At 71.4% G+C, this 17,765-nt stretch carries 11 protein-coding genes; all 11 read left to right on the forward strand.

Going from position 1 to position 17,765, the window contains the following annotated elements; translation table 11 throughout:
* Positions 1 to 79: 79 nt before the first annotated feature.
* Positions 80 to 1,885 carry a S8 family serine peptidase gene (locus ABRQ22_RS18650; RefSeq protein ID WP_353707796.1) on the forward strand — a complete coding sequence of 602 codons (1,806 nt, stop codon included), beginning with the start codon at positions 80 to 82 and terminating at the stop codon, positions 1,883 to 1,885.
* Between the two features lie 8 nt (positions 1,886 to 1,893).
* Positions 1,894 to 4,461 (forward strand): CHAT domain-containing protein, encoded by a 2,568-nt coding sequence (locus tag ABRQ22_RS18655; RefSeq protein WP_353707797.1) that lies wholly within the window; start codon positions 1,894 to 1,896, stop codon positions 4,459 to 4,461.
* Between the two features lie 295 nt (positions 4,462 to 4,756).
* A complete protein-coding gene (rplJ, locus tag ABRQ22_RS18660; protein ID WP_021483443.1) occupies positions 4,757 to 5,287 on the forward strand; it encodes a 50S ribosomal protein L10 in 531 nt (176 codons plus the stop codon).
* Between the two features lie 114 nt (positions 5,288 to 5,401).
* Positions 5,402 to 5,791 carry a 50S ribosomal protein L7/L12 gene (gene rplL, locus ABRQ22_RS18665; protein ID WP_021483444.1) on the forward strand — a complete coding sequence of 130 codons (390 nt, stop codon included), beginning with the start codon at positions 5,402 to 5,404 and terminating at the stop codon, positions 5,789 to 5,791.
* Positions 5,792 to 6,315: 524 nt separating this feature from the next.
* Positions 6,316 to 9,828, forward strand: a complete 3,513-nt coding sequence (gene rpoB / locus ABRQ22_RS18670) for a DNA-directed RNA polymerase subunit beta (protein ID WP_253055123.1) — start codon at positions 6,316 to 6,318, stop codon at positions 9,826 to 9,828.
* Between the two features lie 115 nt (positions 9,829 to 9,943).
* Positions 9,944 to 13,825 carry a DNA-directed RNA polymerase subunit beta' gene (locus ABRQ22_RS18675; RefSeq protein WP_253055124.1) on the forward strand — a complete coding sequence of 1,294 codons (3,882 nt, stop codon included), beginning with the start codon at positions 9,944 to 9,946 and terminating at the stop codon, positions 13,823 to 13,825.
* Positions 13,826 to 13,966: 141 nt separating this feature from the next.
* Complete coding sequence (locus ABRQ22_RS18680) at positions 13,967 to 14,263, forward strand: lactococcin 972 family bacteriocin (RefSeq protein WP_290444880.1); 297 nt, start codon at positions 13,967 to 13,969, stop codon at positions 14,261 to 14,263.
* 80 nt (positions 14,264 to 14,343) lie between these two features.
* Positions 14,344 to 14,982, forward strand: a complete 639-nt coding sequence (locus ABRQ22_RS18685; RefSeq protein WP_353707798.1) for a hypothetical protein — start codon at positions 14,344 to 14,346, stop codon at positions 14,980 to 14,982.
* 3 nt (positions 14,983 to 14,985) lie between these two features.
* The gene (locus tag ABRQ22_RS18690) at positions 14,986 to 16,029 is read left to right on the forward strand and encodes a hypothetical protein (protein WP_253050801.1); all 1,044 of its coding nucleotides are present in this window, start codon (positions 14,986 to 14,988) and stop codon (positions 16,027 to 16,029) included.
* 41 nt (positions 16,030 to 16,070) lie between these two features.
* Entirely contained in the window at positions 16,071 to 16,643 is a 573-nt protein-coding gene (locus tag ABRQ22_RS18695; RefSeq protein ID WP_353707799.1) for an ATP-binding cassette domain-containing protein, read from the forward strand.
* On the forward strand, positions 16,640 to 17,707 hold the full coding sequence (locus ABRQ22_RS18700) for a hypothetical protein (protein ID WP_353707800.1): 1,068 nt from the start codon (positions 16,640 to 16,642) through the stop codon (positions 17,705 to 17,707). Before ABRQ22_RS18695 ends, ABRQ22_RS18700 begins: the two co-directional genes overlap by 4 nt.
* The last annotated feature ends 58 nt before the right edge of the window (positions 17,708 to 17,765 follow it).

The following is a 17,765-nucleotide window of genomic DNA, read 5'->3' on the forward strand; positions in this document are numbered from 1 at the left end:
CGCGCACCCGTGCGCGGCCGCGCCCGTCGACGTCGACGCCCGCGGCACCGACTGAACGCCATCCCTCGAGGAGGAGCACGTGAGCGAGACCCCCGAACCCCCCGTCGACGTGACCGGCCCCGGCTACTACGGCGACAGGCCGAACCGGCTCCAGTGGCGCACGCGCACGATCGACCCGGTCAGCGCGCCGCGCCGCGCGGGGAAGCAGTCCCCCCACCCGACGTGGTATGTCGGCGACCGCATCCTCATCCCCGAGTCGCCGTTCGACCGCGAGGGCAACCGCTCGCTCCGGTGGCTCGAGCGCGCGGCGGCCGACCGCGGGCTCCGGGTCGAGGTGCAGGAGGAGAGCATCGAGGACGCCGAGCTCGTGCGCGAGGCCGACCTCGACCCCGAGACGACGCGCGACCTGCTCAAGACCTTCGGCTACTCCGTGCGTCTGCACTACCGCGACGACCGCCAGGGCGCGCTCCCCGATGCCTGGGGGCTGATCGAGGAGCTGCGCGGGCGGCTGTGCCCCGACGACGGGTGCAGCCCGCGGCTCGCTCTGGACCACATGATCGCGCCGACGCCGTTCATCGGCGGCCAGCCCTACACCCAGCCGTTCCCGTACACGCAGCCGCTGCCGTACACGCAGCCGTTGCCGTATACCCAGCCGCTGCCGTACACGCAGCCGTTGCCGTATACCCAGCCGCTGCCGTACACGCAGTCGCTCGGTGCGGGGACCGCGGAGTACGCCGTGCCGGGATCCGGCGGACGGACACCGGTGAGCTGGATCGGCCCCGTGCCGCGGCGCAGGCTTCCCGCCGGCGCGAACCCCTACGTGTCGGGCGACGGGGTGCGGCGTCCTGTCGTCGCGGTGCTCGACACCGGCGTGGGCGAGCACCCGTGGTTCGACGACGACCTGGAGACGCGGGGGACGGTCGTCGTGCGCGACCCGGAGCTCCTCGGGCAGCCCCTCTCCACCCTCCCCCCGACGGAGTACCCGTACGAGGATCCCGAGATCGGAGGCGTCTCGGTCTCGCCGCTCACCGGGCCGCTCGACGCCGTGGCCGGGCACGGGACCTTCATCGCGGGCCTCGTCCACCAGCTCTGCCCGGACGCCGTCATCCTCGCCCCGCGTCTCTACGGAGGGTCGGGGGTCGTCCCCGAGCGGGAGCTCCTCCGCTCGCTGCGGAGGCTGCTGCTCTGGCACGTCCTCGGGCTGACCGGCCGCGACGGCTACGCGCCGATCGACGTCCTGGTGCTCTCGCTCGGCTACTACCACGAGCGTCCCGAGGACGCCGACTTCGACGCCCCGTTCGGAGCGCTCATCCGAGCGCTCCGTCGCTACGGGGTCATCGTCGTCGTCTCGTCGGGCAACGACGGGCAGACCCGGCCGACCTACCCGGCCGCGTTCGCCCCGCGCATCGACCGGAAGGTGAGTCCGCCCGTCCCGTTCGACGGGGTCGCTCTCCTCGAGGACGAGCCGCCGGTGCTCGCCGTAGGAGCCCAGAACCCGGACGGGACGGTGTCGCTCTTCAGCAACGACGGTCCGTGGATCACGTGCACCCGGCCCGGTGCCTCGTTGGTCTCGACCATCCCGCGGACCATCGACGGCGCTGTCGCGCCGTCCCGGCACGTGCGCGAGCTGTGGGGCCCGGGCTTCCGCGCGACGATCGACCCTGAGGGCTTCCAGGGCGGGTTCGCCACGTGGAGCGGGACGTCCTTCGCCGCACCTGTGCTCGCCGGTGAGCTGGCGGCCACGCTGCTCGACCGCATCGCCGACGATCCGACCGCGCCCGGTGTGGTGGACCCGGGCCGGGGTGCGCCCGAGCGCTGCGCCTGGCTGTGGCCGTCCATTACCCTGGCGACGGGTCTGGTCCCGACCCCGGGTGACGACGCATGAGGTGATGAGTGGTCAGCAACCAGGCGGTGCTCGAGTCCCGCCTGGCGGCCGCACAGGCGACGAACGCCCGTGGGCGCCACCGGCGCGCGATCCGTGCCTTCGAGGAGATCGTCGCCGAGGTCGAGGCGCAGGGGGACGGGGCGACTCGCGAGGCCGTGTACGTGGCCGCCCGGGCAGGCATGAGTCGCGCCGTCGCGGAGTTCGAGCTGTCCGGGTCGCTGGACGACGCGCTCGGGCGGCTCGCGCTCCTCGAGGAGCGCGGGGCCGCCCTGGGCATGTACGACCTGCAGTTCGTCGTGCGCGCCCAGCGCGGGCTCCTCCGGCTGCGGACGGGCGACGTGCGGGAGGCGCTCGTCGAGATGGAGGAGGCGGCCACGGGCGTCGACGACGCGCGCCCGCTCGACGCCGCGGTGCTCATGCTGAACCTCGGGTCGCTGCGGCTCGAGCTCGGCGACGCCGAGGGAGCGAGCCGCGACCTGGACGACGCCGTGCGCCGGGGCGTCGCGCTCGGGGACGACCTCCTCGTCTCCAAGGCGCGCCACAACCTCGGGTACGCGGAGTACCTCCGTGGCGATCTCCCGGTCGCGCTGCGTGCGATGGACGAGGCCGCCGACCAGGCGCCGGACCGGCACGCCGCGGTCGGTCTGATCGACCGCGCGCAGGTCCTGCTCGACGCCGGGCTGCTGACCGAGGCCGACGACGCGCTGCGCGAGGCGCGCGAGCACCTCTCGCGCTACCGCATGCTGCGCGACCTCGCCGAGGTCGAGCTGGTGCGGTCGCGCGTCGTGCTCGGCCTGCGACGCTACGCCGACGCCCGCCGCCTGGCCCGGTCGGCGTCGCGCCGGTTCGACCGGCTCGGGAACACCCCGTGGATGCTGCGAGCCCGCGTCGCCGAGCTGCAGGCGGCGCTCACGGAGCACCGGTCGGACGGCGTGACGCCGACGACGGCACGGCGGCACGCCGGCTGGGCGCTCGCCCTCGCGCGCGAGGGCGAGGCGCTCGGCGGAGCCGCCGGCCTCGGCGTGACGATCCCGGCCCAGCTCCTCGCGGCCGAGTGGCTCGTGACCGCGGGGGACGTTCCCGCCGCGCAGGACGTCCTGGCGCAGGTTCCCGGGCGGCTCGACCGCGCCCCGCTGCCCGTGCGGCTGCAGCACGAGGCCGTGCTCGCCCAGCTCGCGTTCGCTGCCGGGGACCGCCGTGGCGGCGTGCGGGCCGTGCGGCGCGGCCAGTCGGCCCTCGCCGAGCACCGCGCGCGGCTCGGCTCCGTGGACGCGGTGACGGCGTCGGCCGTTCACGGGGTCCGGCTCGGCAACGTGGACGTGGCGGCGGCGCTGCGGACGCGGCGCCCGGGGACGATCTTCGACGCGGTCGAGCGCGGCCGCGCGGCGTTCGCCGGCACCGGCCGTGTGCGGCCTCCGTCGGACCCGGTCCTCGCGGATCTCCTCGCCGCGGCGCGCCGCGAGGTCGAGGCAGCCCGCGCGCTCGGCGCGCCCTCGGACCCCTCGCACCTCGCCCGTCGCCAGGACCACCTGCGGTCTGCCCGTCGGCTGCAGGACGACGCGCGTCGCCGCGCCTGGCAGCACGGGGGAGAGGCCGCCACGCCGCTGGCCACGACGGAGCGCCGGCTCCGGGCCGCGCTCGCCGCGGCGGGCTCCGACGCCGTGGTCGCCGACCTCGTGGTCGAGGGCGACGACGTCCTCGCCGTCCGCGTGTCCGCGGCGGGGACGCGGCTCGTGCGGCTCGCGCCGCGCACGACGGTCGCGGAGCGCGTGCGCCGCGCGCGGGCCGACTTCGCGGTCCTCTCCAACGTGCTCATCCCCGTCCCGATGCGGGAGGCGGCGGTCGCGTCGCTCACGCGCACCCTGACCGCGCTCGACGACGCGCTCGTCGTCCCTCTGGAGGCCGACGGCGACCTGCACCTCGCCGCGCGCGACCTCCTGCTCGCGCTCCCGTGGGCCTCTCTGCCGTCACGGCGCGGGCGACGGACGTGGGCGAACTCGTGGGTGGACCTGCGGGTCGGGGACCCGACGCGGCGTGCCGACGAGGCGCTCGTCGTCGCCGGCCCCGGGCTGCGGTTCTCGGGTGCGGAGGCCAAGCTCGTCGCGTCGGTCTGGGAGGGCTCCGAGGCCCTCGCGGGCGAGGACGCCACGTGCGAGGCGGTGGTCGAGGGCCTCCGGAGCGCCGGGGTGGTCCACCTCGCGGCGCACGGGACGCACGAGACCGACAACCCGCTCTTCTCCTCCCTGCGGCTCGCCGACGGCCCGCTGTTCGCGCACGAGCTGGACGGGATCGACCTGCACGGCGTGGTCGTGGTCCTCTCGGCGTGCGAGGTGGGGCTCTCGACGCCGCGCATCGGCGGCGAGTCCCTCGGCCTGACGAGCGTGCTGCTGCGCCTCGGCGCGCGAGCGGTGGTCGCGAGCGTCGCCCCGCTGCGCGACGACGTCGCCGCGCGCGTCATGCCCTCGCTCCACGCCGAGCTGCGCGACGGCGCCATGCCAGGGACGGCGCTCGCCCGCGCCGTCGCCGACGAGCCCGAGCCCGTCCCGCTCGTGTGCTTCGGGCCGCTGGTGCTCTGACCGGGCAGGGGAGCGGAGGCAGCGCCTCGGTGCGCGACCGCGGTTTGGAGCACCCGCCGACGTCCCGTACGATGGGCGTGTACCCAAGACCGCCGGTCGTCCGATGCTGCCCGCAGACTCCGTCTGCAGGACGTGACGGACCGAAGTCCCACCACGAGGTGGAGGCCAGCGCAGGTAGCGAATCGACGACGTCCGCCCGGCCCCGCCGCGCGTGCGACTGCGAGCCCCGCGCCTGCGCGGGGCTCTTTCTCGTTCCGGGACGGACGCCGGTGGTACCACCACCGGAAGGATTGCCATGGCGAGGCCGGACAAGGCAGCCGCAGTCGCCGAGATCTCGGACAAGTTCCGCGACTCGAACGCTGCCGTGCTGACCGAGTACCGCGGGCTCACCGTCGCGCAGCTCAAGCAGCTGCGTCGGTCGCTCAGCGGCAACGCAACCTACGCCGTGGTGAAGAACACGCTGACCGCCATCGCGGCCAAGGAGGCCGGTGTCGAGGGACTCGACGCCGACCTGCAGGGCCCGTCGGCAATCGCCTTCGTCACCGGGGACCCGGTCGAGGCTGCCAAGGGTCTGCGTGACTTCGCCAAGGCGAACCCCGCGCTGGTCATCAAGGGCGGTGTCCTCGACGGGCGCCCCCTGACCGCCGCGGAGGTCACGAAGCTCGCGGACCTCGAGTCCCGCGAGGTCCTGCTGGCCAAGGCGGCCGGCGCGATGAAGGCCAAGCTCTTCCAGGCTGCCTACGTCTTCACCGCGAACACCGCCCAGGCCGCCCGCGTCATCGATGCCCTGCGTCAGAAGCAGGAATCGGAGGGCGCTGCCGCCTGATCCCGCGCCCGGGGCACGCCCCGGTCTCGTGATCCACGCAGCGCAAGCACACACCCCGCTTCTGGCAGGCCCGCAAAGGGCCGCTGCCGAGCACCGACCGAAAGGAACGCCATCATGGCGAAGCTCAGCACCGACGAGCTCATCGAGCAGTTCAAGGAGCTCACCCTCATCGAGCTCAACGAGTTCGTGAAGGCCTTCGAGGAGACCTTCGAGGTCACCGCCGCCGCCCCCGCCGCCGTCGCGGTCGCCGCCCCCGCGGGTGGCTCGGGCGACGCCCCGGCCGAGGAGGAGAAGGACGAGTTCGACGTCATCCTCGAGGCCGCCGGCGACAAGAAGATCCAGGTCATCAAGGAGGTGCGCGCGCTCACGTCCCTCGGCCTGAAGGAGGCCAAGGACCTCGTGGACGGTGCCCCGAAGCCGGTCCTGGAGGGCGCGAACAAGGAGACGGCCGAGAAGGCCAAGGCTGCCCTCGAGGGCGCCGGCGCCACGGTCACCCTCAAGTGATCTCGCCGGTCCCGTCGTGACGGGACCGGTCAGCACGCCGCACGAGGCCCGCACCCCGCCCGGGGTGCGGGCCTCGTCGTCGTTCTCGGCGCCCGACGACGTGGGCGGGTCGGGGAGCGCGGCGCCGAGGTGGGCGTGCGCGTCGTCGGGCACCCGGGCGGGCGCACCGGCTTCACGGAACGGCCACGAGTGTGCCACCATGTGCGGGTCGACGACGCAGGACAGCGAGGTCGACGGCAAGCAGGTTCGCGACCCGCGAGACGGGTCGGAGGCGGGCGACGAGGCCCGCGCGAGTACCGGTGAGGCGTTCACGCGTCGGGAACCGGATGGGGTCGCACGCCCCGGGGTTGTGTCACGATGCGTTGTGGGCTATGCTCACGCTTTGCGCTGTCCTGTGCCCCCGATCTCAAATACCCCCGACCCCCTCGTCGACGTACGTGCGCGTCCGCGAGGTGTCGTGGTGGCGGTGATCGTGTCCAGCCCGGCGGTGCAGCGTTCTTTCGATCTGCAGGGAAGGACCCCTCTTGGCTGCCTCGCGCACCCCTTCTGCTCCGACCGCCGACGCCATCGCGAACCGCACCGCATCGCGTCGCCTCTCCTTCGCCAAGATCTACGAGCCCCTCGAGGTCCCCGACCTGCTGGGCCTCCAGACCGAGAGCTTCGACTGGCTCCTCGGCAACGAGGCGTGGCAGGCGCGTGTCGCCGCCGCGTCCGCGGCCGGCCGCCAGGACGTGCCCTCGACGTCGGGTCTCGAGGAGATCTTCGAGGAGATCTCCCCGATCGAGGACTTCGGGTCCTCGATGTCGCTGTCGTTCTCCAACCACCGCTTCGAGCCGCCGAAGTACACGGCCGACGAGTGCAAGGAGAAGGACTTCACGTACGCCGCGCCGCTCTTCGTCACCGCGGAGTTCGTCAACTACAACACCGGCGAGATCAAGAGCCAGACGGTCTTCATGGGCGACTTCCCGCTCATGACCGAGCGCGGCACCTTCATCATCAACGGCACCGAGCGCGTCGTCGTCTCCCAGCTCGTCCGCTCGCCCGGCGTCTACTTCGAGCGCGCCGCCGACAAGACGAGCGACAAGGACATCTTCTCGGCGAAGATCATCCCCTCGCGCGGCGCCTGGCTCGAGTTCGAGATCGACAAGCGCGACGCCGTCGGCGTGCGCGTCGACCGCAAGCGCAAGCAGTCCGTCACGGTGCTGCTCAAGGCGCTCGGCCTGACCGAGTCGGAGATCCGCGAGCAGTTCGCCGACTTCCCGTCGGTGCTCGACACGCTCGAGAAGGACCACGTCCACACCCAGGACGAGGCCCTCGTCGACCTGTACCGCAAGATCCGCCCGGGCGAGCCGCCGACGGTCGAGGCCGGCCGCGCGCTGCTCGAGAACTTCTACTTCAACCCGAAGCGCTACGACCTCGCGAAGGTCGGCCGCTACAAGGCGAACAAGAAGCTCGGCATCGACGCGCCGCTCACGGACTCCACGCTCTCCGTCTCGGACGTCGTCGCGACGATCAAGTACCTCGCGGCCCTGCACGCCGACCACGCGTCCATCCCGGGCACCCGGAACGGCGAGGCCGTCGAGGTGCGCGTCGAGACGGACGACATCGACCACTTCGGCAACCGTCGCATCCGCGCCGTCGGCGAGCTCATCCAGAACCAGGTCCGCACCGGCCTGTCCCGGATGGAGCGCGTCGTGCGCGAGCGCATGACGACGCAGGACGTCGAGGCGATCACGCCGCAGACGCTCATCAACATCCGCCCGGTCGTGGCGTCCATCCGCGAGTTCTTCGGCACGTCGCAGCTCTCGCAGTTCATGGACCAGAACAACCCGCTCGCGGGCCTGACGCACAAGCGTCGTCTCTCGGCCCTCGGCCCGGGCGGTCTGTCGCGCGACCGCGCCGGCATGGAGGTCCGTGACGTCCACCCGTCGCACTACGGCCGCATGTGCCCGATCGAGACCCCTGAGGGTCCGAACATCGGTCTGATCGGCTCGCTCGCGTCGTACGGGCGCATCAACCCGTTCGGCTTCATCGAGACGCCGTACCGCAAGGTGACGGCGGGCAAGGTGACCGACGAGGTCGTCTACCTCACGGCCGACGACGAGGACCGCCACGTCATCGCGCAGGCGAACCAGACGCTCAACGCCGACGGCTCCTTCGCGGACGAGCGCGTGCTCGTGCGCACCAAGGGCGGCGAGGTCGAGATCGTCCCCGGCGCGCAGGTCGACTACATGGACGTCTCGCCGCGCCAGATGGTCTCGGTCGCGACGGCGCTCATCCCGTTCCTCGAGCACGACGACGCCAACCGCGCCCTCATGGGTGCGAACATGCAGCGCCAGGCCGTGCCGCTGGTCCGCTCCGAGGCCCCGCTCGTCGGGACCGGCATGGAGTGGCGCGCGGCCGTCGACGCGGGCGACGTCGTCGTCGCGTCGAAGCCCGGTGTCGTCACCGAGGTCTCGGCCGACCTCGTGCTCGTCGCGAACGACGACGGCACGACCGGCAGCTACCGGATCGCGAAGTTCCGCCGCTCCAACCAGGGCACGAGCTACAACCAGCGCGTGCTCGTCGACGAGGGCCAGCGCGTCGAGCCCGGCTCCGTCCTCGCGGACGGCCCGGCGACCGACGAGGGCGAGCTCGCGCTCGGCCGCAACCTCCTCGTGGCGTTCATGTCGTGGGAGGGCCACAACTACGAGGACGCGATCATCCTCAGCCAGCGTCTCGTGCAGGACGACGTGCTCTCCTCGATCCACATCGAGGAGCACGAGGTCGACGCGCGCGACACCAAGCTGGGCCCGGAGGAGATCACGCGGGACATCCCGAACGTCTCCGAGGACGTCCTCGCGGACCTCGACGAGCGCGGCATCATCCGCATCGGCGCCGAGGTCGGCGCGGGCGACGTCCTGGTCGGCAAGGTCACCCCGAAGGGCGAGACCGAGCTGACCCCGGAGGAGCGACTGCTCCGTGCGATCTTCGGCGAGAAGGCGCGCGAGGTGCGCGACACGTCCCTCAAGGTGCCCCACGGCGAGTCCGGCACGGTCATCGGCGTGCGCGAGTTCAACCGCGAGGACGGCGACGAGCTGCCCGCGGGCGTGAACCAGCTCGTGCGCGTCTACATCGCGCAGCGCCGCAAGATCACGGACGGCGACAAGCTCGCCGGCCGTCACGGCAACAAGGGCGTCATCTCCAAGATCCTGCCCGTCGAGGACATGCCGTTCCTCGCGGACGGGACCCCGGTCGACGTCGTCCTCAACCCGCTGGGCGTCCCCGGTCGCATGAACGTCGGCCAGGTCCTCGAGACCCACCTCGGGTGGGTCGCGAAGCAGGGCTGGGACATCTCGCTGGCCGAGGGCAAGGACCTCTCCTGGCGGGAGAACGTCCCGGAGATCGCCGCGACGTCCGAGCCGGGCCGTCCCGTCGCCACCCCGGTGTTCGACGGCGTCCACGAGGACGCGCTCACGGGCCTGCTCTCGACGACGATCCCGAACCGCGACGGCGACCGCATGGTCGGCGCCGACGGCAAGGCGCGCCTCTTCGACGGCCGCTCCGGCGAGCCGTTCCCCGAGGCGGTGTCGGTGGGCTACATGTACATCCTCAAGCTCCACCACCTGGTCGACGACAAGATCCACGCGCGCTCGACCGGCCCGTACTCGATGATCACGCAGCAGCCGCTGGGTGGTAAGGCGCAGTTCGGCGGCCAGCGCTTCGGCGAGATGGAGGTGTGGGCCCTCGAGGCGTACGGCGCGGCCTACACGCTCCAGGAGCTCCTCACCATCAAGTCGGACGACGTCCCCGGCCGCGTCAAGGTCTACGAGGCGATCGTCAAGGGCGAGAACATCCCCGACTCGGGCATCCCGGAGTCCTTCAAGGTCCTCCTCAAGGAGATGCAGTCGCTGTGCCTGAACGTCGAGGTGCTCTCGAGCGACGGCGTGTCCATCGAGATGCGGGAGTCGGACGACGACGTGTACCGCGCAGCAGAAGAGCTCGGTATCGACCTGTCGCGCCGCCCCAACGCGGCGTCCAGCGTCGACGAGATCTGATCTCGGGCAGGCGGGAGCGGGTCACCCCGCTCCCGCCGACGACCCCGCACCAACCGTCTTTATGGCGTCGGCACCGGCCCCGGCCGGTCCCGGCAGACGAAGGAAGTAGGACAACTTGCTCGACGTCAACGTCTTCGACGAGCTGCGTATCGGCCTGGCCACGGCCGACGACATCCGTGCGTGGTCGCACGGTGAGGTGAAGAAGCCCGAGACCATCAACTACCGCACCCTCAAGCCCGAGAAGGACGGACTCTTCTGCGAGAAGATCTTCGGCCCGACCCGGGACTGGGAGTGCTACTGCGGCAAGTACAAGCGCGTGCGCTTCAAGGGCATCATCTGCGAGCGCTGCGGCGTCGAGGTGACGCGCTCGAAGGTGCGTCGTGAGCGCATGGGCCACATCGAGCTCGCCGCGCCCGTCACGCACATCTGGTTCTTCAAGGGCGTGCCCTCGCGCCTCGGCTACCTGCTCGACCTCGCCCCGAAGGACCTCGAGAAGGTCATCTACTTCGCGGCGTACATGATCACCTCGGTCGACGAGGAGGGCCGCCAGGAGGACCTCCCCAACCTCCAGAACGAGATCGACCTGGAGAAGAAGGAGATCGCGGACGCCCGCGACAACGACATCAACGCCCGCGCCCAGAAGCTCGAGGCCGACCTGGCCGAGCTCGAGGCCGAGGGTGCCAAGGCCGACGCGCGCCGCAAGGTCCGCGACTCGGCCGAGCGCGAGATGGCGCAGATCCGCAAGCGCGCGGACGCGCAGCTCGACCGCCTCGACCAGGTGTGGGACCGCTTCAAGAACCTCAAGGTCGCCGACCTTGAGGGCGACGAGATGCTCTACCGCGCCCTCCAGGACCGCTACGGCACGTACTTCGAGGGTTCGATGGGCGCCGCGGCGATCCAGAAGCGTCTCCAGGACTTCGACCTGGAGGCGGAGGCCGAGTCCCTGCGCGAGACCATCCGCTCGGGCAAGGGCCAGCGCAAGACGCGTGCCCTCAAGCGCCTCAAGGTCGTCAACGCGTTCCTCACGACGACGAACTCGCCCACGGGCATGGTGCTCGACGCCGTCCCGGTCATCCCGCCGGACCTGCGCCCGATGGTGCAGCTCGACGGTGGCCGCTTCGCGACGAGCGACCTCAACGACCTGTACCGCCGCGTGATCAACCGGAACAACCGCCTCAAGCGTCTGCTCGACCTGGGCGCGCCGGAGATCATCGTCAACAACGAGAAGCGGATGCTCCAGGAGGCCGTCGACTCGCTGTTCGACAACGGCCGTCGTGGTCGTCCGGTCACGGGCCCGGGCAACCGCCCGCTGAAGTCCATCTCGGACATGCTCAAGGGCAAGCAGGGTCGTTTCCGTCAGAACCTGCTCGGCAAGCGCGTCGACTACTCGGGCCGTTCGGTCATCGTCGTCGGCCCGCAGCTCAAGCTGCACCAGTGCGGCCTGCCGAAGCAGATGGCGCTCGAGCTGTTCAAGCCGTTCGTCATGAAGCGGCTCGTGGACCTCAACCACGCGCAGAACATCAAGAGCGCCAAGCGCATGGTCGAGCGTGCCCGCCCGGTCGTGTGGGACGTGCTCGAGGAGGTCATCACCGAGCACCCGGTGCTGCTCAACCGTGCGCCGACGCTGCACCGCCTGGGCATCCAGGCGTTCGAGCCGCAGCTCGTCGAGGGCAAGGCGATCCACCTGCACCCGCTCGTGTGCGCCGCGTTCAACGCGGACTTCGACGGTGACCAGATGGCCGTCCACCTGCCCCTGAGCGCGGAGGCGCAGGCCGAGGCCCGCATCCTCATGCTCTCGAGCAACAACATCCTCAAGCCGTCGGACGGTCGTCCGGTGACCATGCCCTCGCAGGACATGATCATCGGTCTGTACCACCTGACGAGCGACCGCAAGGGCGCCGAGGGCGAGGGCCGCGCGTTCGGCTCGGTCGCCGAGGCGATCATGGCGTTCGACCAGGGCACCCTGGACCTGAACGCCGAGGTGAAGATCCGCCTGACGGACCTCGTCCCGCCGGTCTCCGGCTTCGAGGCTCCCGAGGGCTGGGAGGAGGGTCAGCCGATCCTCTTCGACACCACGCTCGGTCGCGCGCTGTTCAACGAGACGCTCCCCGTCGACTACCCGTACGTGAACTCCGTGGTCGACAAGAAGCGCCTCTCGGCGATCGTCAACGAGCTCGCGGAGCGCTACCCGAAGGTCGAGGTCGCGGCGTCGCTCGACGCGCTGAAGGCCGCCGGCTTCCGCTGGGCGACCCGCTCGGGCGTCACGATCGCGATCTCCGACGTCGCCACCCCGGCGGCGAAGGCGGAGATCCTCGAGCAGCACGAGGAGCGCGCGCTCAAGGTCCAGCAGCAGTACGACCGTGGTCTCATCACGGACGACGAGCGCCGTCAGGAGCTCATCGAGATCTGGACCCAGGCGACGGACAAGGTCGCCTCCGTCATGCGCGAGAACCTCGAGGCGAACGACCGCAACACCGTGTACCGCATGGTCGGCTCGGGTGCACGTGGTAACTGGATGCAGGTGCGTCAGATCGCCGGCATGCGCGGTCTCGTGGCGAACCCGAAGGGCGAGATCATCCCGCGCCCGATCAAGTCCAACTACCGCGAGGGCCTGTCCGTCCTGGAGTACTTCATCGCGACGCACGGCGCCCGCAAGGGTCTGGCGGACACCGCGCTGCGGACCGCCGACTCGGGCTACCTCACGCGTCGTCTCGTGGACGTGTCGCAGGACGTCATCGTCCGCGAGGAGGACTGCGGCACGGAGCGCGGCCTGACGCTGCCGATCGCGGAGGAGCTCGCGGGCATCCTCGTGCGCCACCCGAAGGTGGAGACGAGCGTCTACTCGCGCACCCTCGCGGCCGACCTGGTCGACCCCGACGGGAACGTCGTCGGCAAGGCCGGCGACGACGCGGGCGACGTCCTCATCGACGCCGCGGTGGCCGCGGGCGTCCGCGAGGCCAAGGTCCGCTCGGTCCTCACGTGCGAGTCGCGCGTCGGCACGTGCGCCAAGTGCTACGGGCGCTCGCTCGCCACGGGCAAGCTCGTCGACATCGGCGAGGCGGTCGGCATCATCGCCGCCCAGTCGATCGGTGAGCCGGGCACGCAGCTGACGATGCGTACCTTCCACACCGGTGGTGTCGCCTCCGCGGACGACATCACGCAGGGTCTGCCGCGTGTCACGGAGCTCTTCGAGGCCCGCACCCCCAAGGGTGAGGCGCCCATCGCGGAGTTCTCGGGCCGCATCGCGATCGACGACTCGGAGCGCTCGCGCCGTCTGGTGCTCACGCCGGACGACGGCTCGGAGGAGATCGCCTACCCGGTGACCAAGCGTGCGCGCCTGCTCGTGCAGGACGGCGACCACGTCAACGTCGGCACGCAGCTCGTCCAGGGTGCGGTGGACCCCAAGAAGGTCCTGCGCATCCTCGGCCCGCGCGCCACGCAGAAGCACCTGGTGGACGAGGTCCAGGAGGTCTACCGCTCCCAGGGCGTGGACATCCACGACAAGCACATCGAGGTCATCGTGCGGCAGATGCTGCGTCGCGTGACCGTGCTCGACTCGGGCGACTCGCACCTCCTGCCGGGCGAGCTCGCCGAGCGCGGCCGCTTCGAGGACGCGAACCGTCGTGCGGTGGCGGAGGGCGGCCAGCCGGCCTCCGGCCGTCCCGAGCTGATGGGCATCACGAAGGCGTCGCTCGCGACGGACTCGTGGCTGTCGGCGGCCTCCTTCCAGGAGACGACGCGCGTGCTCACCGAGGCGTCGATGAGCGGTCGTCGCGACCCGCTCCTCGGCCTCAAGGAGAACGTCATCATCGGTAAGCTCATCCCGGCCGGTACCGGTCTGCCCCGGTACACCAAGGTCCAGGTCGAGCCGACCGAGCAGGCCAAGACCGAGCTCTACCCGAGCTTCGGCTACGACGAGATCGACTTCCCGGCGCTCGGCATGGGCTCCGGCGAGGCGATCCCGCTCGAGGACCTGGACTTCGGCGACTACCGCTGAGAGATCACGCCCCGCGTGCTTGTGCCGCGGGTGGCGACCGGCTTGTCCAGAATGTGAACTCATCAGGGTGGGGTACGGTGCGCGGCTATCTTGGGCTCCGCGTCATCACAGGGGGTGGTGCATGACTGATGGGGGACAGCCATGCGGAAGTTCGTCACGGCGGCGTGCAGCGTCGCTCTGGCCGTGGGTGTGGGACTCGGCACCGCTGGTCCGGCGGCTGCCGGTCTGGAATACCGAGACGGCGGCAAGTGGTACTGGCAGTACACGACGATGATCCTGGAGTCGAACTACTACCACGCCAGCAAGACTCACCGGTCGAGCGTGTCGACGCCGTACGAGACCGTGCGGAGCGCGTGGAAGGCCAAGGGCGTGTGGTCCTACGCCAACACCTCTCCGAACCCGGGCGGGGGCAACTCCTGCAACTACGCGCTCGCGTAGGTCCTGTGGCTGCGGGCGGCTACGTCAGCCGCTCTCAGCAGCGGGTGCAGAGTCCTGACGTTCGGCTTCTTGGAGGGTGCATGCACAGGTACGCAGGTCGAGCCGTCGTGGTGACGGCGTCGCTGGTCATGATGAGCTTCCTCGGGGCCTGCGGGGCCGCCGAGGATGACATGGCAGCAGCGCCCTCTCCCACCGGACCCTCGGACAGTGCCGTGCCCGAGTTCACGGGTCCGTTCGCTGCTGAGTTCGAGCAGGCATACCGGGACACCGCATCGGACTTCGCTCGTGGAGTCCTCGCGGACTCCGTGATCACCGATGCCGAGCACGCGGAGATGGTCGAGCTCTTCACGACATGCCTCGCCGGGAAGGGCATCGCGTTCACGGGGTACAACGCCGACGGAGGCTTTACGACGTCGTCCGCCCCGAACCCGGAGGAAACCGACGCTCTGATCGACGAGTGCTCGGCAACCAGCGGCGAGGACGCAGTCGGCTTCCTTCACGACATCATGCGGACCAATCCCGAGAACCGCGACTGGGCGACGATCGGGGCCGAGTGCCTGGTCGAGGCAGGCGTGGTACCTGCCGACTATGGCGCCGAGGACTACTCCCAGGACAACGAGGGCAGGTTCGTCGAGCTCGACACCCTTCCCACCGATCTCCAGGAGGCGCTGCGGTCGTGCTCCGTGGACCCGCTGGGGATCCTGGAACAGCAGCAGTAGCCGATGGCCTCGTGGACCAAGATCGGCCTCGCCGCCGTGGGCGCCTGTCTGTGCGCCGCGCTCGGCGTGGTCGGAACCGTCGTGTACATGAGACCGGTGACGCCGTCGTCGCTCGCCACCCCTGAGCGCTCGCTGGACTTTCCCGTGGGAGAGGCGGAGTTCGACGACCCACGACCGGTCGAGCTGAGGCTGTCGCGCGGCGACGACCTCGCTCTCACGGTGCCGGCCACCGGCAGGGTCACGACGTCCCGCTGCAAGGCCGGTGTGCCGATGGAGTCGGGGAGCTCCGTGCTGACGGTGGACGGCGTCCCGCTCGTCGGCCTCGCGACATCGGTGCCGTTGTGGCGCGACCTGTCCCTCGGGGACGAGGGGGAGGACGTCACCGCACTCCAGACCGAGCTGGCGCGCCTCGGGTACGAGGTCGATACGGAGGGGCCCTTGCGGAGGGCCGCGCTCCGGGCGTTGCGCGACCTCTACGAGCAGGCGGGCGGGAAGCCCGGTGCTCTCGATCGCGTGACGATCGACCGCATCGTGTGGCTCCCCGCGCCGTCGACGTCGGTCAACGAGTGCCTGGCGACGGTCGGGAGCACGGTTGCGGCGGGGGATCCGGTGGCCTCGGTCCCGGGCGCGCTCGAGAGCGTCACCGTCGCCGAGCCACCCGAGGGGCTGGTTCCTGGCGACCGCGTCCTGGTCGTCGACGGGACGAGCGTCCCCGTCGACGCAGCGCTCGCGGTCTCCGACCCGGCGGCACTCGTGCAGCTCAGCCCGCTGCCGTCGCTCCAGCCGACCAGCACCGACGGCGACGCCGGCCGCGCCGGTGCGCCGACCGCCCAGCTCGTGCTCGCCGCGCCGCAGGCGGTGTCGGTCGTCCCGCCGTCCGCGCTGTTCGGCGCAGCGGACGGTCGTGGCTGCGTCCTGTCCGACGGCGTGGTGCGCGCGGTCGGCATCGTCGGGTCACAGCTGGGCCAGTCGTTCGTCGTCGTCGACGGGCCGGAGCCCCTCGCGACCGTCGACACGGACCCCGCACCGGGCACGCCGTGCACCTAGAGACGGACGATCTGGGTCATCGGTTCCCTGGCCGCCCGTGGTTGTTCCGGCACCTGGACGCTCGCCTCGAGCCCGGGCGCGTCTACGCGCTGACCGGTCCCTCCGGGTCGGGGAAGAGCACGCTCCTGAGCCTGCTCGCCGGATGGTCCGAACCGACGGAGGGTTCGATCCGTCGTGCGGGGATCAGCCACGTCGGCTGGGTCTTCCAGAACCCGCACGGCACCCCGCGTCGGACGGCCCTCGACCATGTCACGCTCCCCCTCCTGGCCACGGGGCTCGGCCCACGCGCCGCCGAGCGCGAGGCGACCGAGATCCTGGAACGGTTCGCGCTGTCGTCCGTCGCGGCCCAGGAGTTCCGGCGGCTGTCCGGCGGCGAGGCGCAGCGGTTGATGCTCGCGCGCGCCATCGCCGGCCGGCCGGGGTTGCTCCTCGTCGACGAGCCGACCGCGCAGCTCGACCTCCCGACGGCGCGGCGTGTCAACGACGCGATCGCACGGCTGGCGACCGACGCGACGATCGTGGTCGTCGCCACGCACGACGAGCACACCCGCGACGCGTGCACCGACCACGTCGACCTCGCGAGGTTCGAGGCCCGGGACGGAGCCACGACGTGAGGCTCCGGTCGATCCTGCGCGAGGTCGGGCGCAACGTCCTCACCGGGACCACCCGGAGCGTGCTGCTCACGTCGGTGCTCGGGGCGGTCTGCCTGGTGCTGCTCGGCGCCGACCTCCTCGCCGTGCGCAGCATCGAGAACGCAGCGACGGCCTTCCGGGAGGCAGGAGGGTCGACGATGACGATCGTCGCGAGCGGGCGGGTCGACGGCGCGCGCTGCGAGGCGCTCGGGCAGATCTCCGGCGTACGAGCAGCAGGGGCCCTGGCGCTCCCGCAGGAGAAGGTGACGGCGGCCAGCCTCCCCGGGGCTCCGCTCCCGGCGGGGTACGCGACGGACGGCTTTCTCTCCGTGGTCCACGCCGACGTCGACCGGGGAGGCGGGGTGGTGCTGTCGGAAGACGCAGCCCGCACCCTGGGGAGGGTCCGGGCAGATGTGCTGGAGACGACGGACGGTCCGACCCGGGTGGCGGGTACCTTTCCCTATCCGGTGGACGGCCGACGGTCGGGGCTCGGGTACCTGGCGTTGCTCCCCGGCGGAGACCGGGCCGTGTTCGACGAGTGCTGGGTGGAGGCCTGGCCGCAGGACGAGCGACTCCGGACGCTCCTGTTCACGACGTTGTTGCCGCCGGCCGACGAGAGCACGGACGACCCGGTCGTCGGCCAGCTCAACGCCTCGCTCGGCGCCGCGTTCGACGGGCATGCCCGGTTCGCGGACCGGATCACACGGTTCGGCGGCGTCGCCGCCGGGGTCTTCGCGCTCCTGCTCGGGATCGTCGCGGTCCGCGCCCGTCGCGTCGAGCTCGCGGCGGCCCTGCACGACAGGGTGCGGGCGGCCGACCTGTGGTCGATGTCGCTCCTCGAGGCGACGGCCTGGGTCGTACCACCCCTCGCGGTGTGCATGGCGACGTCGATGCTCGTGCTCGGAGCTCGGGGCGACCTTCTCCTCGCTGCCGTCCTCGGCGCGCGCGTCGCGATCCCGGCGGGGCTCGGCGCCCTGCTCGGTACCATGTTCGGGCTGGCGCTGACCCGCGAGCGTCATCTCTTCCTCTACGCCAAGGACCGGTGAGACGCGCGGCTCGTCGCGTCCTGATCGCCGACCGCGCGTCTGCCTGCCCGCTGTGGTA

Source organism: Cellulosimicrobium sp. ES-005 (assembly GCF_040448685.1).
Classification (GTDB): domain Bacteria; phylum Actinomycetota; class Actinomycetes; order Actinomycetales; family Cellulomonadaceae; genus Cellulosimicrobium; species Cellulosimicrobium cellulans_G.